At 36.9% G+C, this 23,647-nt stretch carries 20 protein-coding genes and 1 riboswitch; of the genes, 4 read left to right on the forward strand and 16 right to left on the reverse strand.

The genetic code is table 11. The features are described 5' to 3' along the window. Positions 1–556: 556 nt before the first annotated feature. Both AC07UM_RS00855 and pnuC read right to left on the reverse strand, forming a co-directional pair. Positions 557–1,588, reverse strand: a complete 1,032-nt coding sequence (locus AC07UM_RS00855) for an acyl-CoA dehydrogenase family protein (protein ID WP_494682905.1) — start codon at positions 1,586–1,588, stop codon at positions 557–559. Beyond that, a complete protein-coding gene (gene pnuC / locus AC07UM_RS00860; protein WP_236850119.1) occupies positions 1,575–2,171 on the reverse strand; it encodes a nicotinamide riboside transporter PnuC in 597 nt (198 codons plus the stop codon). Before pnuC ends, AC07UM_RS00855 begins: the two co-directional genes overlap by 14 nt. A gap of 25 nt (positions 2,172–2,196) precedes the next feature. Next, a riboswitch (TPP riboswitch) is annotated at positions 2,197–2,305 on the reverse strand. 112 nt (positions 2,306–2,417) lie between these two features. Here pnuC and AC07UM_RS00865 point away from each other — a divergent pair. Together AC07UM_RS00865 and AC07UM_RS00870 are read left to right on the forward strand one after the other, a co-directional pair. Further along, positions 2,418–3,008: a hypothetical protein gene (locus AC07UM_RS00865; RefSeq protein WP_494682904.1), complete on the forward strand. Its 591-nt coding sequence runs from the start codon at positions 2,418–2,420 to the stop codon at positions 3,006–3,008. 78 nt (positions 3,009–3,086) lie between these two features. Continuing rightward, positions 3,087–3,386: a hypothetical protein gene (locus tag AC07UM_RS00870; RefSeq protein WP_494682903.1), complete on the forward strand. Its 300-nt coding sequence runs from the start codon at positions 3,087–3,089 to the stop codon at positions 3,384–3,386. Positions 3,387–3,474: 88 nt separating this feature from the next. Here the strand turns inward: AC07UM_RS00870 and AC07UM_RS00875 are convergent, their stop codons facing one another. From AC07UM_RS00875 to AC07UM_RS00905, 7 genes are all read right to left on the reverse strand, one after another. After that, positions 3,475–3,846, reverse strand: coding sequence for a response regulator (locus AC07UM_RS00875; RefSeq protein ID WP_494682902.1), 372 nt, complete (start codon positions 3,844–3,846; stop codon positions 3,475–3,477). Positions 3,847–3,874: 28 nt separating this feature from the next. Continuing rightward, positions 3,875–4,444 carry a chemotaxis protein CheB gene (locus AC07UM_RS00880; protein ID WP_494682901.1) on the reverse strand — a complete coding sequence of 190 codons (570 nt, stop codon included), beginning with the start codon at positions 4,442–4,444 and terminating at the stop codon, positions 3,875–3,877. An 8-nt stretch (positions 4,445–4,452) separates the two neighbouring features. Next, positions 4,453–5,286: a CheR family methyltransferase gene (locus AC07UM_RS00885; RefSeq protein WP_494682900.1), complete on the reverse strand. Its 834-nt coding sequence runs from the start codon at positions 5,284–5,286 to the stop codon at positions 4,453–4,455. Next, positions 5,287–5,652, reverse strand: coding sequence for a response regulator (locus AC07UM_RS00890; protein ID WP_185147138.1), 366 nt, complete (start codon positions 5,650–5,652; stop codon positions 5,287–5,289). It lies immediately after the preceding gene. A 15-nt stretch (positions 5,653–5,667) separates the two neighbouring features. Continuing rightward, positions 5,668–9,276: a response regulator gene (locus tag AC07UM_RS00895; protein WP_494682899.1), complete on the reverse strand. Its 3,609-nt coding sequence runs from the start codon at positions 9,274–9,276 to the stop codon at positions 5,668–5,670. A gap of 5 nt (positions 9,277–9,281) precedes the next feature. Next, positions 9,282–10,760: a hybrid sensor histidine kinase/response regulator gene (locus tag AC07UM_RS00900; RefSeq protein ID WP_494682898.1), complete on the reverse strand. Its 1,479-nt coding sequence runs from the start codon at positions 10,758–10,760 to the stop codon at positions 9,282–9,284. A gap of 261 nt (positions 10,761–11,021) precedes the next feature. Then, the gene (locus AC07UM_RS00905) at positions 11,022–11,627 is read right to left on the reverse strand and encodes an alpha-ketoglutarate-dependent dioxygenase AlkB family protein (RefSeq protein ID WP_494682897.1); all 606 of its coding nucleotides are present in this window, start codon (positions 11,625–11,627) and stop codon (positions 11,022–11,024) included. A 411-nt stretch (positions 11,628–12,038) separates the two neighbouring features. Here AC07UM_RS00905 and AC07UM_RS00910 point away from each other — a divergent pair, with 411 nt between their 5' ends. Next, complete coding sequence (locus AC07UM_RS00910) at positions 12,039–14,648, forward strand: TonB-dependent receptor (protein ID WP_494682896.1); 2,610 nt, start codon at positions 12,039–12,041, stop codon at positions 14,646–14,648. A gap of 84 nt (positions 14,649–14,732) precedes the next feature. Here the strand turns inward: AC07UM_RS00910 and AC07UM_RS00915 are convergent, their stop codons facing one another. Beyond that, positions 14,733–15,314, reverse strand: coding sequence for a YdeI/OmpD-associated family protein (locus AC07UM_RS00915; RefSeq protein ID WP_494682895.1), 582 nt, complete (start codon positions 15,312–15,314; stop codon positions 14,733–14,735). 148 nt (positions 15,315–15,462) lie between these two features. On the opposite strand from AC07UM_RS00915, the gene AC07UM_RS00920 reads away from it, so the two are divergent. Further along, entirely contained in the window at positions 15,463–16,092 is a 630-nt protein-coding gene (locus tag AC07UM_RS00920) for a hypothetical protein (RefSeq protein WP_494682894.1), read from the forward strand. A 48-nt stretch (positions 16,093–16,140) separates the two neighbouring features. Here AC07UM_RS00920 and AC07UM_RS00925 read toward each other — a convergent pair whose 3' ends face one another. From AC07UM_RS00925 to AC07UM_RS00950, 6 genes are all read right to left on the reverse strand, one after another. Continuing rightward, positions 16,141–16,620 (reverse strand): MarR family winged helix-turn-helix transcriptional regulator, encoded by a 480-nt coding sequence (locus AC07UM_RS00925; protein WP_494682893.1) that lies wholly within the window; start codon positions 16,618–16,620, stop codon positions 16,141–16,143. Positions 16,621–16,622: 2 nt separating this feature from the next. After that, positions 16,623–17,111, reverse strand: a complete 489-nt coding sequence (locus AC07UM_RS00930; protein ID WP_494682892.1) for a GNAT family N-acetyltransferase — start codon at positions 17,109–17,111, stop codon at positions 16,623–16,625. Positions 17,112–17,314: 203 nt separating this feature from the next. After that, complete coding sequence (locus AC07UM_RS00935) at positions 17,315–18,730, reverse strand: efflux transporter outer membrane subunit (protein WP_103233436.1); 1,416 nt, start codon at positions 18,728–18,730, stop codon at positions 17,315–17,317. Positions 18,731–18,824: 94 nt separating this feature from the next. Next, positions 18,825–21,971, reverse strand: coding sequence for an efflux RND transporter permease subunit (locus AC07UM_RS00940; protein ID WP_494682891.1), 3,147 nt, complete (start codon positions 21,969–21,971; stop codon positions 18,825–18,827). Further along, positions 21,971–23,158, reverse strand: coding sequence for an efflux RND transporter periplasmic adaptor subunit (locus AC07UM_RS00945; protein WP_103233438.1), 1,188 nt, complete (start codon positions 23,156–23,158; stop codon positions 21,971–21,973). The genes AC07UM_RS00940 and AC07UM_RS00945 overlap by 1 nt, the downstream gene beginning before the upstream one ends. 1 nt (position 23,159) lies before the next feature. Further along, positions 23,160–23,615 (reverse strand): transcriptional regulator, encoded by a 456-nt coding sequence (locus AC07UM_RS00950; RefSeq protein WP_065394571.1) that lies wholly within the window; start codon positions 23,613–23,615, stop codon positions 23,160–23,162. Between the last annotated feature and the right edge of the window lie 32 nt (positions 23,616–23,647).

The raw sequence follows: 23,647 nt of genomic DNA on the forward strand, positions 1-23,647 counted from the left end.
ATTCACCAAATATAGAAAAATAAAGCCAACAACAAAATATCATACCTATTTTCTTTACTATTTGTTAACAAAACAAACCATTTTATTCATTTTAGTTAACATTTTTCAATTATCATTTCGTACTACATTACTGACATCCCATCAAAAGGTCGCGGGTTCGAATCCCAAATTCTCCACTGAAAGCATGTAAGATATATGCTGAAAAATAAAACCCCTGCAAAATTTAAATTTTGCAGGGGTTTTTTGATGATAAAATCCTAAAACTTTCTCCTCCAAACCCTTACTCAATAATAAAGAATAAAAATTGGAGATTTCCTGTTTGGCAGACTTAAATATGAGTCCTTCAATTTCTGCAGGTGAATGGGTTCCAGACGTGCATAAAAATACCCTGAACAATTTCTTCAATATCTTCTTCTGAAAGGTATTTTGCCACAAAAAAATATACCCTGCGCTTATAACCGGAATATATTTTTTTAAAATGATCCAACTTTTAAAACGTCTTTGAACTCAAAAACAAAAAAGCAGTTTACATTTTAATCACTACTAAGGATTTATTTCAAAAAGATACATTTAAATCATCGATTGAAGGCCTGAAATTGGAATGCATCGCCGCCGTAAAATAATCACAGAACACCTGATACACTGTAGAATCTGTATCTGTTGCCCGGATTCCCAGTTGTGTGTATATCCTAAGTATCTGATGGGATAATTGCTGAACCAGTTCTACCCCATAGTTATGAATTTCGTTTTGTTGATCTGCCGGAATTGCATTGTTATCACTGAGCGCATTTTCAACATTTCTGGAAATACTTACTACTTTTTCCAAATGTTTTTCAATGGAATCTGCAAAACTTTTGAAATTGATCTGAGGACGAATAGATTCTGCTTCTTCAATAAAATGAGAAGCGATCCCCAGATAATTGACCAAAAGTGTCAAGTCCGCAAAAACCCGAAACGGAATGCTGTCCAGAATATCATTCGTGAAAAAAATATCGTAAACAAAACTGTAATCTTCGCTTACCATAACATTTTTAATAGTAAAAGAATAGGTGCCGCTTGCTTTCATTCCCATAGATTTCCAATTGGGGATGATTACAGCATGTTCTTTCGGAACGATGAACGAGCGAATAATCTCGTTGCCATCATCATCCGTTATGGGTTTCCCATTTTCTGTAATGCTGGCATTGAGTGTAAAATGGGTCAGATGTGGTGCGCCAGTTGCAAAGTTCCATAATCCATTAATAAGATAAGTGTTCTCATTTTGTTTTTCCGCAGTTCCGCCTACCATTCCGCTTCCCCCAAAACATGTTTTAGAATGGGTGAACAGTAATTGGGCAACTTCAGGATTGATATTTCTGGAAAAATAATTGGCGCCGGCACAAAGTGTCAGCATCCACCCAAAGCTTCCATCGGTTTTAGCCCAGTCAAATAATGCTTTAAGGCCTTCTTCAAAACGATAACCTAAGCCTCCATATTTTTTTGGCACCCAGATCTTAAACCATCCTTCTTCGTGAATATGTTCTATCACCTTGTCAGAAATTCTAGAGGCGCCATGAAGCTCCTTTCTGATGTCTTTAGTACTGAGCATGCGCTTTAGATTTAATAATTTTCTGCCATTCTAGATATCCGGAAATGGCTACTAAAAATAAAAATGACGTTAAAACAGCATAGAGATATAATTCTTTATGAATCATTAAGGGGATGGAAATAATATTACTAACGTTCAGTATCACCCAGTTTTCAATTTTTCGCCTTGCCATGAGCCACATTCCTGCCCATGCAAAAGCACTTACCAAAGAATCCCAAATAGGAACATCTGAGTCGGTAAAATGGGTTAGAAAGAACCAGAATAAACTAAAGGTTCCCAGTACAATTCCTCCGGTAATCCATTTTTCAGCAGTTGATGTAAAAGAGATTTCCATTTCAGATTTTTGCTTCCCGAATTTCCAATACAGCCATCCATAGATGCTCATTACCAAATAATAAAGGTTTAATGTAAACTCAGCATACAATTTTGATGTAAGCATTACATACAAAGTAAGCAGAATACCGGCAATTCCGAAAAGATAGTTGTTGACATTGTTTTTGCGGGCCAGTAAGACCTGGATTATCGAAAATAAGACCCCAAACCATTCCGGTAAGGTAATTTGTTTTAAAATGTCCTGCATCATATTAATCTTTAGAAATCAAATGATGAGATGATAAATAAGCAATCCCTACGCTGGTATTATCCAGATCAGGTGTGGAAGTACATTCCTGGGTATCATCTCAGCCACTGTAACCTGCGGCACCCCATTGTTGCGACAAAGGTGCAGCTTTTTTTCGTAAAAAGAAAACGACACAGGAAAATAATAATCTCAATGGATTATCAATTATTTTTATATTTGTCAAACAATACACTATAGAAACTGTAACCCATGAATTTCTTCAAAAATATTTTTTCAAAAAATAAAAATACAGCCAATCAGCCGTCTGAAAATCCTAGAATCGATGGACTATATACAGATGAATATTTTAACAACAGATATACTGAAGATCAGATTTTATCAGATGATGTTCTGGTTGACGGCTCTTTCAGAATGTTAAATAGTTTTTTTATCGATAATACAATAATACCGGCTATAGAAAATCCGATCTACCATCCCAGCAATATAGATAAAGCTGTTACTGAAGAACCTGGGTTTTATCAGTATTGTAAATCATTTGATCAGGATGACAAAGAGATTGGGCTGATGCTAACGGTAGCATTTTCCTACTATATGATCCAAGAATTAGGATTTAAGCTATACAGGGACAAAACCCCGGAATATCCTTTAAGATTCATGACTTTGAAGTATAACAATAATGGGGGTGTTATTTCTTTATATCCATTCGAATATTCATTGAAGGTTTTAAATGGAGAAGCATCATTCAATGATCTTTTGGAAAAAATTAAAAAGAATCTGGAAAATATTCCCACTGCAGAGGACTTTATCGCTAATTTTAAAAACAACTTATCTCAAGAATAAAGTTTGTATTTATTAATACTAGAGGTTTTTATTTTACACGGTATAAAATTTGTATTTTAAAGTGTAATAATAACAGTTATGGATGAAACTAAAACTAAAATATTAAATCCAATAACAGATAAATATCTGATTGATGAGTATTTCAATTTAACCGTAAGGCAAGAATTAAATATTGATATTGATCTTAGCTTTGAGTATATGATTGCACAAAACATCATTTCAAAAAAGACAATTCTGGTCAAAACATTCTCAGATTTTATAATGGGAAACCCAGAACTTTATAATTTATTACACTCTTTGATTTATAAAGTGAATACCTATTCTTTAACAAGATCCCAAATCATCAGTGCATTGGAAATTCTCAGAAAAAACCAATAAGATTATTCTTTTTACATAAAAAAAATCTCTCAAAATTTTGAGAGATTTTTACTTTCAGTCATCAGTTAAAGATCAAAACATTTGATATTTATACCTGTTCTTTTATATGTTTTGCTACCTTTTCTTCAAGATCATCGAGATTAAAAGGTTTTGATACATAATCATCTGCCTGAGCTTCTGCTGCCAAAGCAACAATATCATTATTTGCGGTAACATAGATTACCGGAATATGCTTAAATTCTTCAGTACTTTTGAGAAGTTTTGTTGCTTCCACTCCTCCGATTCTTGGAATCCAGTTATCCATGAGAATAACATCAGGCTTATATTCTGCTACTTTCTCAAGAATATCATGTGATGTTTCTGAAATTTTGACATCATAGCCGTTTTCTTCAAATATGATGGTGACTACTTCTAAAATAGCCGTATCATCATCAAAAATTAAAATTTTCTTTTTACTCATATTATTTAGATTATTCTATTCACAAATATTACAATTGATTGATGTAATCTGCTAAACTATCAGGTCTGATAATTAAATCATAATCAATCTTTTCTATCGCATGCCTGGGCATATATTCCACCTCTGCTGTTTCAGGATCCTGAATCCAGACCTGTCCTTTGTTTTTTTTAATATAGCTCAGTCCTTCCACTCCATCAGCATTGGCTCCTGATAAAAGTATCCCTATCATATTTTCTTCATAAATTTCAGCTGCTGACCTGAAGGTGACATCTATTGAAGGACGGGAATAATTCATCTTTTCTGAGCTGTCCAATGACATATTTTTCTTATCCTCAAACAACAGATGATAATCCGCAGGAACAATATATATGGCACGGTCACGGATTTCGGTTTTATCTTCAACTTCTATAACAGGTATCTTAGTAAACTGCTGCAAAAGGGTTCTTAAAACATCTCCTGATTGAGCTTTACGATGAACTACCAGAACAATAGGTATATTCACAGCATCATCAAGATTTTTAACCATTTCAATAATAACCTGTAAACTTCCTGCTGACCCTCCGATGACAATCAATTCTATGTTCGTTTGTAATTTCATGGCAGTTATTATAAATGGTGATCAAGTTTTTTCCATATTTTCTGGTCTTCAATCTGATGATAATTCTTATCAATAGTAGAAAATCTAAGCGTTTCTTTGGCCCCCAGAGCGAGAAAACCCAGATTCTCGAGACTGTTGTCAAAAAGACGGAATACTCTTTCCTGCAGTTCTCTTTCAAAATAGATAAGGACATTTCTGCATATGATCAGCTGAAAACTGTTAAAAGAGCTGTCTGACACCAGATTGTGGGTAGATAAAATCAATTTTTCCTGTAAACTTTTATCAAATCTTACGCTATCATAGTTCGCAGTATAATAGTCGGAAAAATCTTTTACCCCTCCTGAAAGCATATAATTTTCGGAATACAGTTTCATCTGCTGCAAAGGGAAAACACCGGTTCTTGCAGTTTCCAGAACAGAAGGATTCAAATCAGTACCATAAATCAGGCATTTATGATAAAGACCCGCTTCTTTCAACAAAATTGCTATAGAATAAGCTTCTTCTCCAGTGGAACAGCCTGCAATCCAGATTCTGATCAAAGGATAGGTGCCTAACTGCGGTAATATCTTCTCCCGCAACGTTTTAAAAAAAGAAGGATCCCTGAACATTTCTGTAACGTTTACGGTCACTTCTTCCACGAAGCGTTTCAAATATTCCCGATCATTCATGATGGTATATCTAAGCTCTGCAAAGCTGGTAAACCTGTCCAACAGGCATATCCGGTTTACTCTTCTTTTAAACGAAGCCTTGCTATAACCTGAAAAGTCGTAGCCATACATCTCATAGACATCATTGATCAGATATTCTACTTCCTGATCTTTTATGATACTTGGTTCCAGCATCTATAAAAGTTTTTCTATTGCTGTTATTAAAAGATCCACATCAATAGGCTTTGAGACATAATCATCAGCTCCTACCTCTATACATTTCTGACGGTCTTCAGGCATTGCCTGTGCAGTAACCGCAATGACAGGAATATCCTTGATCTCTGGGGTACGTCTTATCATTCTGACCGCTTCATATCCATCTATTCCCGGCATCATCATATCCATAAGAACAGCAGAAAACTTTTGGTCTGACATCAGAATATCAAAAGCTTCCTGAGCCATTGTACTGGTCTCAACGGCATATCCACGGGCCTTGAGAGTGAGTTTCAATGCAAATATATTACGTGGATCATCATCCACAATTAAAATTTTCTTATTCATCAGAATTTTATCTGTTTAACTTTCATATAACCAAACGCGAAGGAGAGATAATAACTGATCTATATCTACAGGTTTTGAGATATAATCTGAAGCTCCGGCGGTAATACATTTTTCACGTTCTCCAATCATAGATTTGGCGGTAATAGCTATAATAGGCAGCCTTTTAAATACGGGCATTTTTCTGATTTCCCTGATGGTTTCATATCCATCCATTTCAGGCATCATCATATCCATTAAAATAACATCTACATCAGGATTGTGCTGAAGCTGCTGAAGAGCATGCTTCCCATCCATAGCTACAATCACATCTACTTTATATTTTTCCAGGGCTTTTGTTAAAGAGAAGATATTTCGTACATCATCATCTGTGATGAGTACTTTTTTTCCGCTCAATACTTCTGTTAAAGATCCCAGGGCCTTACTTGCGGTATTTTCAGATGCATTGTTTTTTTCTTCCACCAAATGTAAGAATAAACCTACCTCATCTAAAATTCTTTGATAAGAATGTGCCGTTTTTACAACAATAGAATCTGCATACTGCTTTATTTTCAGTTCTTCTTCCTTCGATAAATTATGCTCTGTAAAAATAATGATAGGAAGGTTCTCCAGCCCGTCATAACTTTTGATTGATTCTATTACGCGATATTCGTTTCCTTTTGAATTCCCAATATCCAGAATAACGCAATCCACAAGATCAGAAGTCAATGCTTTTACACTATCTTCCACATTGTGTTCTACGGACAAAGAAATATTAAAATTGCTCAAGAAATAGGATAATGCACTGGCATGTTTGGCATTCTCTTCAACGATGAGAACTTTCTGAGGCCCTTTCTCTAATGCATTTTCAATTTTTCTGAATACATCTGTCATTTTATCCAGTGCTACCGGCTTATTGATAAAATCAACGGCCCCTTTCATAAGACTTTCTTTTTGAAGATGCAGAACAGACATCATGTGGACCGGAATATGTTTGGTAGCAGAGTCAGATTTCAGTTCATCCATTACTTCCCAGCCGTCTTTTACAGGAAGTTGAACATCCAATAAAATTGCATGTGGACGATACTGCTGAGCTGCTGACAAACCATGGTCTCCTCTTACCACAACAATACCTTTGTAATTTTGTAAATGCGCAAACTTTAATAATGCTTTTGCAAAATTAACATCATCTTCTATAATCAAAATAACCTTGTCCCCCTCTTTAATATGATCTCTGTCGTCCGCAACATCTTCAGGAATATCCAATATATTCAGCTGAACTACTGGTTTTTCGCCCTCATCGAGAATATTCTGAATTTCTTCAACGTCTTCACGTATAATCTCTACCAGATCCTGATCTGTTTCAGAATGAACAATTTCAGTAACAGCATGTACAGGAATGACAAAGCTAAACTCGCTCCCCTTGTTCAATTCACTTTGCAGAGTCAGCTCTCCTCCCAGAAGTCTTGCAATTTCACGGCTTATTGAAAGTCCTAAGCCCGTACCTCCAAATTTCCTTTTGGTAGATCCGTCAGCCTGCTGGAATGCTTCAAAGATAATTTTTTGCTTTTCCTCTGCGATCCCAACACCGGTATCTTTTACTAAGAATATAATAAAATCCGGTTTTTCAGCATGTTTTCTGATATGTAAATCGATGCTTCCTTTTGTTGTAAATTTTAAAGCATTAGACAATAAATTTCTCAATACCTGATCGATTCGGAGACGGTCACTTTCAATAACGGCCTGCACATTTTGATCGATCTGGATATTAAATGGAAGAGCTTTCTCCTGAAATACAGGATTGAAAAGACTCTTTAAATCTGTTACCACTTCTTCTATGATCACATCCTGATATTCCAGGGTCATTTTACCGGATTCTATTTTCGCTAAATCCAGGATTTCATCGATCAGAGTTAATAAACTTGTCCCCGAACTTTGAATCACTTTTGCGGATTCTACCTGATCTTCGTTGAGGTTTTCATCCGGATTTTCTGCCATCAGCCTTGACAGAAGTAGAATAGAATTCAGAGGGGTACGCAATTCATGGGACATATTAGCCAGGAATTCGGACTTATATTTTGTACTTAAAGCCAGTTCCTCTACTTTTTTCTGAATTTCATTATTACGCTCAGCGATCAAATGATTTTTTTCTTCCAATAATCTTGAACGTTCTTCGAGTTCAGCATTGGCCTGCATCAGTTCTTCCTGCTGTACTTTCAATTCCTCTTCTGAAGCCTGGAGCTTTTGTGTTTGTGCTTCCAGTTCAGTATTCAGATTTTCCAGTTCAGAATGCTGAACCTGTAATTCTTCAGACTGTGCCTGAGTTTCTTCCAATAACTGCTGTTCTTTTTCTCTTCCTTTTGCAGCATTCAGCGCAATTCCTATATTGACAGCACATTCTTTAAAATAGCTGATTCTGTCTTCATCAAAGTTAGAAGTTGAACCCAGCTCCAAAACTCCAATTGCATATCCATCTGCAAAAATAGGGATCAATATAATTCCGTATATTTTAATAGTGCTGCTGGCAAAAGTTACTACAAAATCATCTTCATGCAGGTTATTATAAACCTTAGTTTCAGCATTAATAAAGGCTTGTCCTACCATTCCTTCCCCAGGTTCAAAAGTCTTTTTCATATTAGCTTCCAGCCCGAATGCTTTATTAAGCTTTAGGATCCCTTCGTCGTACAGATATAGTGAACCATTGATACAGTTCCCATATTCAATCAATTGTTTTAACGCTTTATCCGAAACTTCTTTTACCGACTTATTTCCTACCAGGGATTCATTCAACAACGCAAGACCTTTCTGCCGCCAGTCACTTTTATTAATTTTATCAAAAGAGATTTTAAGAGATTCTGTCATATGATTAAGAGAATCTACAAGACCTCCAAGGTCGTCCTGTGCATTATCTATAACTTTTTCATTGTAATCGCCATTGGCAACTCTATTTGCAATTTTTTGAATGGCACTTACACGCCGTGTCATTTCCTGATCTTTTTCTTTAAGCATTTTTTCCAGCTTATCTCTTCGAATAAGATCTGCTCTCATTTTGATATAGAAGAATATCGTTACTACTACTGCGGCCAACGCAGAAAAAATAATAAAAATAACAGTTGTACTGGATGAACGGTTTAAGTCTTTGTTTTTAATTTCCAACTGGCTTTCTTCATATTGTACAAAATCATTTACCGCTTTCCGGCACTGATCCATATAGGCTTTACCAGTAACTATCTGCTGCTGAGTCATTATGATGCCTCTGCGTCTATTGTCAACCAATTGCTTCAGATTCTCCATCACCTGATTAACTGCTGCTTTTAAGCCAGCAAGTCTCTCCAATTGATTTTCATCCTGAATTCCTAATGATTCTGCACGTATCAAAGCTTTAGGATATTCCCTCAAACCACGGTTGTATGGCTCCAGAAAATCCTCTCTTCCGGTCAGCTGATACCCTCTGTTACCTGTTTCTGCATCCAGTAATGCTACCAGCACATCTTTCACTGCTGTCACAGAACGTCTGCTTTTGGAAAGACTTTCGCGATGATTCATCTGATTCTGGATACTCCAATAGGAAGCCAGTGAACTTGCTATTAAAATCAAAAGGGAAAGACCTACTCCAAACTGAAGATTTCTTATAATTTTTTTCGGCATGCAAATTAATTTAGGGGTAATGTGAAATAAAAAGTAGAACCTTCATCTATGATACTGGAAACGCCAACACTTCCATGATGCTGTTTGATGATTTCAGAGCAGATAAACAATCCAATCCCCATTCCCTGGAACTGTAGTGACGATTCTTCTACCCTATAGAATTTTTTAAATACGGCATCCTGTTTAAAATCAGGGATTCCAATACCGAAATCAGTTACACTAACTCTGACCTCCTGTGCTTCTTCATCTACAAAGGTGGTGACAATTACCTGATTGTTATGGGGAGAATATTTAATCGCATTGGTGAGAAAATTAATCAGTACCTGTTCTATACGGATTTCGTCTAATGGGATTAAAATATCTGGTTTGATTCCGTGGCGTTCAATTTTGACTTTACCTTCATCATGGGTCTGCAGTATCGTTTCAATGGCGTTACTGATAACTTTTTCCAGATTAACCTGCTTTTTATTGATTTTCAGTTTTCCATTTTCGATCTTGGAAACATCCAGCAGATCTGTAATCAGTGTATTCAGCTTCTCAATCTGTCCTTGAACTTTCGTCACAAATCCTGCTTCAGGACTGTCTTTATCTAGTTTTAATTTTCTTTCCAATAACTGAACGTATGCTTTAATACTGGTTAAAGGTGTTTTCAACTCATGGCTTGCAATACTTAAAAACTCATCTTTTTCTTTTTCCACTTTTTTCTGATCATCAATATCCGTAAAAGTTCCAACCCAGTTCTTAATACGGTCTTCATCATAATATACAGGAGTTACTCTCAACAAATGATACCGGTAATGGCCGGAAATCACGTTTTTAATTCTAATTTCTAATTCGAGAGCCTTTCCTTTTTTCCTGCATCGCTCAAATTCCTCCTTGATATCATGATCGTCAGGATGTGTTTCAGGGAAATTCTGTTCAGCATCAGAGTATTGATACCATTTACCATTAACAAAATCAATAATTCCTGCTTCATTAAATGTGAATGCAATCTGAGGAAGAGATTCCAGCATTAAATGAAAATGATCTATCTGAGACTTCATCGTAACCTGAGACTCCCGCCTTCCCTTCACCTCTAATTCAAGATTCTGCTGGGTCTTTTTCATGGCTATATTCTGCTCCTGAAGATTATAGAAAGTTTTTACCTTAAGTAAAAGGATTTCAGGATCTACAGGTTTGGTTACATAGTCTTTGGCGCCGGAAGCATAACCACGTGTTATAAATTTTTTATCTGTATTAACGGCGGATAAAAATATAATAGGAACTTCCTTCGTTTTACTATAATCTGCCAATGTTTCGGCAACTTCAAAACCATCCATATCTGGCATTTGAACGTCTAAAATAATCAGGGCATAGTCATTTTTTAGAGCTTTACCAAGAGCCTCTTCTCCTGAGCTGGCTGTTTCTACTTGGAAGTCTTTTGATTCAAGTAATTTTTGTAGTGAATAAAGATTACTTTGGTTGTCATCAACAATTAAAATCATAGAAGTTAAAATCAATAATTAAATACTGGTACTTTAGGTTCAAAAATACTCACAATATTTGAAAAAACAGTAACTTTTAAAGGATTATGATTATACATTTCATACCACATTTTATGATCGAAACAAGGAAGAACTATGTTTTTAACTGCACTATATCTTTTTTGAAAGCTTTAATTGCTGTATCATTAATTGCTACAGTACTAATACAGGATGTAATGTCAAAGAAAAGTTTTAGCAAAAGGATTTTCATCCAAAAATGGGTCAACGAAGCATTCTAAATGTCAGATTGATACGCTCTTTCATAGAGGTCGCAGATTTGGCAATCCGATGTTCCCAGTTTTCCTGTAAATCTCCTTTCATAATCAATAATGAACCATGGGGAAGAGGCAGGCTGTATTTACTCTGATGATGATCTTTTTTCCGGAAATCAAAGTTTCTTGTCTGTCCCAAACTTACCGATGCAATCACCGGGCGGTTTCCATATCTGCTTTCCTTGTCCCGATGCCAGGCAACAGAATCATTGTGATCCCGGTAAAGATTAAGCAGTACGGAATTGAACTGATACCCAAAAGTTTTCTCTATTTTTTGTTTTAAGGAAAATAGTTCCGGGGTCCAGGAATGAGTATCCAGTTCACCATCACCCAAAGGATAAGCATTTTCTGGATCTCCATACCATGCTGTTAAACGTGGAGTCAAAACCATTTTATCATACATTTTCTGGGTACGTTGTTTCCAGGGAGCGGTTTCCAGCAGATGGGCCCTAAGCTGATCCGCTTCTTCCCTGCTCAAAAAATGCTCTCTATACTCCAGAAGATCCTTTGGAAATTCATATAATTCTTCTGAATCGAACAAGCTGAGCTGGGTCATATTTTTCTATTTTTTTAATACTTTATCATCTTTCATACCTTCCAATTACTTCCTGAAAACCTTATACAGTCTTAGAAAATAAAATGGATACAAATAGTATCTACAAATATATTAAAATTGATACAAAATAAATCAACCAATAAAAACCATTCAGGGAAAAAGTATGCCATGATTAATTTCATAGGAGCTACATAATTATTTTATGCCTTTAAACAGATTTCTTTTATATAACATTTTATTTTCTATAACAAATTGTAAACTAAAGATCTGAAATAATTAATACACTCAAAAAAATGAGTGATCATACTCATTTCACGCGCTGTATGAAGTCACGTAATGAAGATTTAATACTTTATTAAAAAATAAATTTTCATCTTTGCACCCTTAAAATCAAACACGCTAGTTTATTTCATGAGCATTACTTTTAAAAAGCGACTTTTTATAGCGCTTGTATTACCTACGGCCGCCATATATTATGGGCAGAGTACAAAGGATTCATTAGAAAAATCAAAATCTATTGATGAGGTTATGTTGGTAGGTAGAAACCTTTCCCAAACAGCCAAAGAGAGAAAAACTCCTGTTGCAGTTTCCAACATTAAGGCAGCAGAGATTCAGGAGAAGTTAGGAAATAGAGAATTTCCTGAGATTATGAAGTCTACCCCATCCGTATACGTTACCAAAGTAGGTGGAGGATTTGGAGACAGCAGAATCAACATGAGAGGCTTTGATGGTGCCAACATTGCGGTTATTATTAACGGGCAGCCTGTTAACGACATGCAGGGAGGTACTGTATACTGGTCCAACTGGACGGGATTGGCAGATATTGCGAGCAACATCCAGATCCAGAGAGGTTTGGGGGCTTCTAAATTTGTAGTTCCTTCTGTAGGGGGAACCATCAATATTGTAACCAAAGCTACCGATTCTGAACAAAAAGCAATGATTAAGGGAGAAGTTGGAAACGACAACTATTCCAGAATATCAGCAATGTATTCTTCCGGATTAAAGAACAAATGGGGAACCACGGTATTACTTTCCCGCTGGCAGGGTGATGGCTACATCAACGGAACAAAAGGAGAAGGTTATTCATGGTTTTTCTCAACAGGATTTAAGCCTAATGAGAAACATGCCTTCAATTTAATTGCAACCGGAGCACCTCAGGTACACGACACCAGAAGATCTTCAGCAACCGGAGCGAATGTGGCTACTCTACAGCAATTTGAAACTTATGGAAGAAGGTACAATCCACAAACAGGAATGTTGAATGGTTCTCAATTCAATCTGGCTCCTAACTTCTATCATAAGCCTATTGCATCCTTGAACTGGGACTGGTCTATAAATGATAATCTGAAGTTATCTACCGTTCTTTATGGTTCATGGGGACGTGGCGGCGGTGGTACCGGACTTAATGGTTCTATTAAAAACGGCAGCGGACAAACCATGAATTTCATGAATTATGGTGCTGGTGGAGATGGTACCATCAACTGGGATATGATTTACCGTTATAACAGAGGGGGTATGGTAACAGATTATAATGGAAATACCTTCCAGAAATCAACCTTTACTGCGCCTGCAGGTTCTCCCGGTGATTACAACGGACAATATGTAGCGACGCTCAACGGAACCAATGGTATCGTGAGAAAGCAAAGTATTAATGCTCATGACTGGTATGGTGTCATTGCAGACCTTAATTACAAAAAAAATAACTGGACCTTTAACGGAGGTATTGATCTTAAAACTTATAAAGGAGCACTGTATGATATTGTAACGGATATGTTAGGATCTGATGCAGTATTTGTTCCCAATACAGCGAATGCTCCAAAAGGATATTATATTAACCAAACCGTAAAACCGGAACCGCTTACTAAGCTTAAAGATGCTCAGAAAGTCTCTATACACAACGAAGGTTTGGTAAAATGGGCAGGGATCTATGGAATGGTTGAGTACAGCTCTGAAAAACTAAGTGCCTCTGTACAGGGATCTCTTTCCGAACAATACTATAAGAGAATAGACTATATGCTGTACACTCCTGGAAACCAGGAAACAAAATGGTATCACAAAACAGGTTATATTGTAAAAGGTGGGGCCAACTATAATATAGATGACCATCATAATGTATTTTTCAATACAGGAGTTATTTCCAGACAGCCATTATTCAACGCCTTGTTCCCGTCAAATCAGAATATTTACAACGATGCAAAGAATGAAAGAATCTTCTCTGTAGAGTTGGGATATGGTTTCAAATCTCGTTATGTAGATGTGAATATCAATGCCTACAGAACGCAGTGGGATGACAGATTTATTTCAAGAACATTCAATGCTACTTCCGCAGATATTGCAAAGTTTCCTCAGTTGAACCTTGGAAATGCTTATTTCTACAATGCTCTGAATGTTGGACAAGTACACCAGGGGATTGAATTGGAAGCAAAGGCAAGACCTTTTACCAACCTTAAGCTTAGAGGAATGTTATCTTTGGGTAACTGGAAATATAAAGGAAACGCTAATTTCAACATCCTTGATGTTCAAAGCAATCAGGAAGTATCCGGAGCAACAGGAATGATCAATATCAAAGATCTGAAGGTTGGAGATGCCGCTCAAACAACCGCTAGCATCGGGGCTGATTACAATATTACGAAAGCTTTCAGTATTGATGCCAACTGGGAATATTATGACAAATTATATGCACAGTTCAATCCAATCAACTTCCTTACTGAAGCAGCTAGAGAAAAAGGAATTGTAAAATTACCAAGCTATCATTTATTTGATGTGGGAGCTTCTTACAAGTTCACGATTGATGCGAAAAAATCTTTAACACTGAGAGCTAATGTGTACAACGTATTCAATAAATATTACGTTTCTGAATTAAGCTCTAACATTTTCGCAGGGGATAAAATTGCCAATGGTCCGGATGCCGGAAAAACGTATCAGGATGCCGGAAGAGTGTATCAGGGTATTGCTGATGGTAACACAGGATTTCTTGGTTTTGGAAGAACCTGGTCTGTTGCAGCGACTTTAAGATTCTAATATCATCATTTCAATAATAAATCAATTGAATAGGCTGTCCCAAAAATGGGACAGCCTATTTTATATCAGTCGCAGGCCTGAAGCTTAAAAGTTTTTAGGTTTCTTATTCTGAGCTGCCTGTATTGCTATTTCATCAATACGATTTTTCCTGGTTTCGGGTCTTTTGGCAAGTACAATCCATTGCAGCATCATTTTTTTTATTGATTTGCTCAAGCTTAAAAAGTATGCTTCCGAACCTTTATGAAGTTTAAATGTTTCATTCAGATCTTCCGGAATGATCAATTCTTCCACAGTATCTAAAATAGTCCAGGAACCATTTTCTTTTGCAATTCTGATCGTTTCAAGTCCTGCCTGAGTCATCCGTTTATTTTCAATCAGTCTTTCAACTTTCTCTTTGTTGATCTTTGACCATGTACTCTTGGGTTTCCGCCTGCTGAATAACTGCATAAAAGAACCTTCATCAATGGTCTTCCTCGTACTGTCAATCCAGCCAAAACAAAGTGCTTCATCCACTAGTTCCGACCAATAAACAACAGGTAGATTAGATTTTTTGGTATTGCATACAAGCCATATAGATTGTTCCACATGATGATTGTTTTCCAACCATTCTCTCCATTCTGCTTTTGTATTTACATATACCGTTGATCTTTCTGAAGCTGTTCCCATAATATTGTGTTTTTAAACTTTCTCATAATGTAAAATTAAAAAAAACGAGTGACAACGGTTTGTCAGTATAAAATCGAATTCTATGATAAATAAATGATAATTTAGACAAGACAAATAATTAAAATCATTTAACTCTTTTCAATTGGATATGGACCAGGAAACCACGGATTATATTATTAACTATTTCAGTGAACTAATGACTAAACATGAAAAGTTAGCACTGAAACATCAAATCTCTTCTGCCAAGAATCATGAAAATCCTCAATTCAGAAAGATAATGATAGAAAAGAACTGGATAAGTTCCGATCCTGAGATCGCCAATCTATTAGAAAATGGTAATGAGGTTTTTAAACAGAACATTATAACTCGGATAATGACTGAAACTCCTGAGAAAGTATTTTTCAACAACTGTCCGAAATGTGATAAACTAGCCCGTACTCCATATGCCAAACAATGCAGATACTGTGGTTATACCTGGCATCATTTAGTCGTTGCTCAATTTAAACTCAACAATACTTTTCAAATTACAGGAAGACAATTTTTCTTAACAGGAGATATTATAAAAGGTGAAATCAAAGAAGGACAACGAATAGATTTGAGAATACTGGGACTTAATAAGAAACCCCAAATTGAATCCATTGAATTGGCTCTTAAACGTCAGGATGGAAAAGCATCAGAAGATATTGCACTTGGCATCAATGAACTCACGGAGGAGGATAAACAATATTTACAAAGCATAGATTCTTTCAGAGAATTACTTGATATAGTTATAGAATAAAAAGAGCTATACCCTATCAGTACAACTCTTTTCAATACAATAAATAATTTATTTCGAATTCTTCACCTGCAGCGCCCTTTGATAAAAAGACTGGCTGGCTATTTTCTCTTCTGCTTCATCGATTGCCATCAGCAGATTATTTTTATTATCGGTGATACCTCCCAGAATCTGTGACATCAGTTTCCAAACGGGTTTCATCTTATCGATGAGTTCCTGGCCTTTCGAAGTCAGCTTAAACAGTCTTTTACGCTCATCCTGCTTATCTTTTTCCCATTGTATCAGTTCTAGTTTTTCCAGTTCCTTGAGTAAAGTTATAGTGGACGGATGAGTGTACCCTATCTCATTGGCAATTTCGACAACGCTGACTATTTCTTTTTTATAAATGGTAAAAATGACCGGAAACCATTTCAGTTCAAAATCAATTCCGAATGCTTTATAGATCAAGGCTCCGTCTTTCCTCAATTGTTCACTGAGGCGATGCAGTCTGGTGGATATCGCAAGAATTCCTGCTTCGTTGATCACATTCATGTTTAGTCAATATGTAAATGGTAAAAAATATCGTCGGCACTCATTAAAGGGAATTTCACGGGAAGATTTTCTTTTTCAATCTTCACAAACTGATTCCGTTCATAGAAACGTTGAGCTGCTTTCAATACATTTATGGTTCCTAAATACAGATCATCAATTCCATTTTCCCTACAAAAAGAAATTAAAACTTCTAATAATTCCTGAGCAATATTCAGTTCTTTTCCTCTGAATTCTTTTTTAACAAACATTTTTCTGATCGCTCCTGCCCTTTCATCAAACTTAACCAATGCAATAGAACCCACCAGTTCTTCCTCCACAAAGGCTCCCCAGAAGTTACCTCCGGCATCCTTATAGAAACTTTCTATCTGCAAAAGATCAGGCTGATCCTGTATCGTAATCGGAATATTAAACTCCTTCTGCTGAATAGTCAAAATCAAGTCAATCGCCTGCTCTGAATATGAATTTCCTATGGTTTGTATCTCCAGTTTCATAGTGTTTGTATTTTAAAGTACAAAACTACGTAGTTGAATACATATATACAAACAAACTGTATTTTTTAAAGAATTTTAACATACCTATTTAAAATTGAATTAAATTTTCTGATCTGGATGGTGGACTTCGTTTTATCGATATAGAAAATAAAAAAACGTATGCCGTTTCTGACATACGTTTTCATTATCTAACAAAAATAGTATTATTTCCAGCCTCCGCCTAAAGCCTGATAAAGCTCTACAGCTGCTTTCATTTTACTATATCGTGCATTGGAAATATTAAGTTCCGCGTTCAATGAATTCACACTTGCATTCAATACTTCAAGGTAGTTTGCCATACCATAGTTCACCAATTCCTGGGAATAGTCAACAGATTTTTTGTAGGCATTCAATTCTTTTTGTTTTAATTCAATAAATGAATCCTGTACAGAAAATACTCTGATGGCATCTGAAACTTCTTTTCCAGCAGTAAGAACTGTTTTTCTAAAGTTTAAATAAGCCGTTTCCTGATTTGCAAGACTTACATCATAGTTAGTCTTGATCTGTCTTTTATTTAAAATTGGCTGTGCCAGCCCTGCTACTACATTCGCGAATAATGAGTTTACACTGAATAAATGATCAATATCCACAGACTGAAGTCCTCCACTTCCTGTCAATTTTAAAGTAGGATAAAACTGGGCTTTGGCAGCATTTGTCAACTCGAAAGTATTCATTAAGTTATATTCCGCTCTCATCACATCCGGACGGTTAGCCAAAAGCTGAGCCGGGTACCCCAATTTCAAATCGATCGGAATATTTTGCCCTTCCAATGTAGATCTTTCAATAGAGTGAGAAGGCTCTCCCATCAAAAGACTCATGGTATTTTCAAGCTGCTGGATCTGTGTATCAATATCAATCAGTAATGATTTCGCATTGAACACAAGAGCCTCGCTCTGCTGTACTGCTACTTCTGTTACGGTTCCTGAAATTTTCAGAGCTTTGGTAGTCTCTAAGTTTTTCTCACGTACAGCAATCGTTTCTGTAATAATTTTCTTCTGGGCATCAAAAGTCAGCAATTGATAATAAGCAGAAGCAATAGAGGATACAAGACTGCTTTTTACCGCTTTATGAGCGGCAACAGTTCCCAAGTAAGTTGCTAATTGTGCTTTCTCCTGTGCTTTTAATTTCCCCCAGATATCTGCTTCCCATCCGATAGTTCCTGTAATGTCAAACTGGTTCACATAACGTCTTTCCCCAATGATCTGTCCAAACTGAGTATTGATTGACTGCGTTTGAAAAGTATAGTTGGGCCCGATAGAAAGTGTCGGCTGATAAGCAGCTTTGCTTTGTTTAAGATAAGCTTCTGCAGAATTAATGCTTTCTAAAGCGATTCTGATATCAAGGTTGTTTGCCAGTGCTTTAGAAATATGCCCCTGCAATATTGGATCTGTGAATATTTCTTTCCATGAAATATCTGCGATACTGGCACTGTCAGAAGGAAGCATATCCGTACGGAAAAGCTTTTCGTCTACAACGTTTTTCGGTCTTTCATACTCTTTTCTTGCCATACATGATGAGACGGCTCCGAGTATGAAAACTGAAAAAGTGATTCCTTTTATGATGTTTAATAAACTCTTCATTATTTAAAATTAGAAATTAGATGTTAGAGGCTAGAAGCTAGACCTGATTTTAGACTAATTTCTAATATCCAGCTTCTAACTTCTCTAATTAATTTTATTCTGCTAAATTGATCTCTTCTTTTTTGATAGGTTTAATTTTTTCCTGCAATGTTTCAAAGATGACATACAGAACCGGAATGACAAATAATCCCAAAATAGTTCCTATCAATAGTCCGATTGCTGCACCCGTCGCAATAGATCTGTTCCCTACTGCACCAATTCCATTTGCCAGAACTAACGGCAGTAAACCGAAGATAAAGGCAAACGATGTCATTAGAATCGGTCTCACCCTGGCTTTAGCTGCATTGATGGCTGACATTACAATCGTTTCACCATGATGTCTTCTCTGAACAGCAAATTCGACAATAAGGATCGCATTTTTCGCCAGTAGTCCTACAAGCATGATCAGGGCAATCTGGAAATAAATATTATTTTCCAAGCCCATAATCTTCTGTCCAAAGTACGCTCCCATTACCCCAAGAGGAAGAGAAATAATAACAATCAGCGGAAGAATATAGCTTTCATACTGCGCAGAAAGGATAAAGTAAACGAAGATCAAACTTAGCCCAAAAATAAGAAGCGTCTGAGATCCTGAATTCAATTCTTCTCTGGTCAACCCTGTAAATTCTACGGCATAGTTCTGATTCAGGGTTTCATTGGCCACCTGCTGTACAGCAGTAATGGCATCCCCGGAACTATATCCATCAGAGTTTGCTCCTGTCACCTTCACGGAGGTAAACAGGTTATAACGGCTTACAGATTGTGGCCCGTATGCTTTAGTAAGGGTTACAAACTGGGAGATCGGAGACATGACACCTGAGCCGGTTTTTACATACAGCTCATTCAGGTTATCAATACTTTTTCTGTTATCAGGAAGAGCCTGAACCATTACTCTGAACTGTTTTCCGTATTTTGTAAAGTCAGCAGTATAAATACCCCCGATGTACCCCTGCATGGTAGCAAGGATATCACTTACGGAAACACCAAGCTGTTTTGCTAATGGAACATTGATATCCATCTGATATTGAGGATATTTTGTATTGAATGAAGTCTGAGCAAATTGAATCTCAGGTCTCTGCATCAGCTTACCGATGAATTCATTGGTTTTATTATCCAGGTCAGCATAGTCTCCACCTGATTTATCAAGCAATACCATTTCAAAACCTGCACTGTTACCAAATCCTGGTACACTTGGCGGTTGGAAGAATACTACTTTGGCATCAGGAACGGACCCTACAATACCAAATAGTCTTTTGGTAATATCTTCAGAACTTTGTCCAGCGCCTTTTCTTTCCTCAAAAGGTTTCAATTTAACGAAGGCAAGACCATTATTACTACCATTTCCGGATAGGAAACCTCTACCGGTAGAAATCGTAACATTTTGTACTCCCGGAACTTTCAATGCTTTGGCCTGAAGTGTTTTCAGCACATTATATGTTCTCTCCATAGAAGCTCCCGGAGGAAGCTGAACATCTGTAAAGATAATCCCTCTGTCTTCTGTAGGTACAAACCCTTTCTTCATACTGCTGCTTGCCCAGAATAAGATTCCTCCGGTTACAGCGAAAATAATCAGGGTTACCCATTTATGTCTTAACAGGAACACAAATCCTCTTCCGTAACGTTCAGTAGTTGTTTTAAAAGCAATATTAAATTTATAGAAAAACTTCTGAAGCAGGTTTAAGTTTTTATACTCTGTATGGTGCTCTTCGTGAGGTTTTAAGAATAATGAACATAAAACCGGACTCAGCGTTAATGCATTAATAGCAGAAATAATAATCGCTATAATCAGCGTAATCCCAAACTGTTGGTAGAATACTCCTGTAGGACCTGTAATAAAAGTTACAGGGATAAATACGGCTGCCATTACCAAAGTAATAGAGATAATTGCTCCTGTAATTTCATCCATTGCTTCTACCGTTGCCTTTTTAGCATCAGAAATACCGTGTTCCATCTTCGCGTGTACGGCCTCGACGACCACAATGGCATCATCCACCACAATACCGATGGCAAGTACCAATGCAAACAAGGTCAATAAGTTCAATGAATATCCAAATAGGTTCAGGAAGAAGAAAGCTCCCACAATAGATACCGGAACCGCAATGGCCGGAATCAGGGTAGATCTGAAATCCTGAAGGAAAATATACACCACAATAAATACCAGAATAAACGCTTCAATTAAAGTATGCACTACTTTTTCAATAGAGGCATCAAGGAATTCGTTGGTATCGAAGTTAAAGGTATATTTAATTCCTTTAGGGAAAGTACTTTCAGCTGACTTCAGATATGTTTTTATATTTTTAATAATCTCCTGTGCGTTGGAACCCGGTGTCTGGAAGATCCCCATACTGATAGAAGGTGAATTTCCATTTTCCCCGATTCCTGTATAAGACTGCCCTGCCAGTTCTACTTTAGCAACGTCTTTCAGCATCAGGTTTTGTCCGTTTGCAAGAGATTTGATGATGATATTATCGTACTGTTCTTTATCGTTGAATTTACCTACATATTTGATGATATATTCAAAAGAACTTCCACTGTTCTGGCCAATAGAACCCGCCGCAGCTTCTCTACTCTGCTCATTGATCGCATTGGTAACATCGGTAGGAGTTACACTGTAGGCAGCCATTTTTGCAGGATCCAGCCAGATTCTCATAGAGTAGTTTTTACCTCCGAAAACGTTGGCATCCCCTACACCATTTACCCTTTTAAGGTTTGGAATAATATTGATATTCAAAAAGTTCTGAAGGTATACATCATCAAGATCTTTATTTTCAGAATAGAAAGACATATACATCAGGGCACTTGTCTGCTGCTTTTGAGTTACAACCCCTGAACGCGTTACTTCGGACGGCAGCAAAGGTGTCGCTCTGGCTACACGGTTTTGTACGTTTACCGCTGCAATATCCGGGTCTATTCCTTGTTTGAAGAAAACCTGGATCTGGGCAGAACCGTCATTTCCCGCAGAGGAAGTGATATAATCCATTCCTTCCACCCCGTTGATCTGCTCTTCCAAAGGTACTACCACACTTTTCATCACCGTTTCCGCATTGGCTCCCGTATAGTTTGCAGAAACACTTACCGTGGGCGGTGCAATGTCCGGATACTGTGTAACCGGTAACGAGATCAGCCCTAGCACACCGAGAATCACAATCAAGATTGAGATTACGGTAGATAAAACCGGTCTGTTAATAAAGTTTTTTATCATTAGAATTTCGGTTTTATTGATTGAACAAGACTATCCATTTTGATTGGTTTTGGCTTCACAGCTGTTCCCGGTTTCAAACCTCCGATACCAGCTGCAATAACTGTTTCCCCTTTATTAACTCCTGATTTTATAAGAGCCAAATTGTCGATTCTGTCAATAACATTTACCACAACATTTCTCGCAGTATCTCCTTTTTCTACTTTGTATACGTACACAATACCTTGTTGTTCGTACGTAGCGCTTTCAGGAACGACAAGAACATTATCATAACGCTGAGGGAATCTGATGGTTCCACTGTTCCCATTGCTTAATAATTTTTGAGCATTGGAGAACACAACTCTGAACTGAATAGTCCCTGTTGTAGGATCAATCTGGCCGGTAATGGCTTCAATTTTTCCTTTTTCAGGATAAAGGCTTCCGTTTGCTAACTGCAGCTCAACCATGGGTAAGTTTTTGATTTTCTCAGGCATAGAAGATCCTGGAGCTTTTTCAAGGAAATCAAAATACTCTTTTTCATTCATCGCAAAGTAGGCAAAGATCTCAGAAGTATCAGAAATTGTTGTCAGAGGGGTCTGATCAGACGGTCCTACCAAACTTCCTACTTTTAACGGAAGTCTTCCGATTACCCCTGAAATAGGAGCACGAATGATTGAGTATTCGATATTGGCTTCTACTCCTTTATAATTCGCTTCTGCCTGTCTTTTGGCAGCATTGGCCTGTTGTAACTGAGCTTGCGCCTGAGCCAGCTGAGCCTGAGCTGTCTGTAACTGTACGTTGCTGATGATATTTTTCTGAACCAGAGGTTTTAGTTTGTTCACTTCAACCTGAGCGGCATTTACAGAAGCCTGAGCTGCTGCAATACTCGATTCAGCAGCGCCAATTCCTGCTTTGGAAGCGGCGGCATTTTCGTTCAGAATATTAGTTTCCAGACGGAACAATGGCTGTCCTTTTGTAACATATTGTCCTTCATCTACCAATACCTGGGTAATGTAACCCTGTATTTTTGCACGTACATCATTGTTTACTCTACCTTGGATGGTAGCCGGAAACGTCTGATAACCCACTATATTTTTTGACTCCACAGAAACAACAGGGTACGGCTTGGCACCATCTTGTTTGGGAGCTTCTTTTTTGCAGGCAGTCAGTGAAAGCGCTGCAATGGAAAGTATAACTAGCTTATTATTCATTTTATAGTTTATTAAGAGATTCCTGAATATTTTCTATGTTTTTATTTAAGAGTGCTTTGTAAACTTCTATTCTTTCATTGTATCCATCGTCTTTACTTTTTTTAAAATTGTTTAAATCATCTAATAGTTTTAATTCGTCTTGCATCTTTTGGACAATTTTTTCGAATCGTATTTTCTTGTATTCATCATTGATGAAAAAATATCGTTTCCGCTCATCCATTTTATTGTGGTCTACGATAAGCTGTGCATTTAACAGTAATGAAATACTTGTAGAAACGGAGCTTTTGCTCGCAGAGAGCACTTCAACAAATTCGTCAAAAGTAATTCCTACTTTCTCATAGTCAAAAAGAAGGTAGGAATAAATTTTCGATGCTAAAGGGGGTAAGCTAAACACGGTGCCATAGAACTTTACGGCATCCTGAAAAATTTTTTCATCAATTTCTATACTTTGGTGCATAATATAAAAATTTTCAACAAATGTAAAAATTA

Source organism: Chryseobacterium sp. GW821-FHT04C04 (assembly GCF_059420365.1).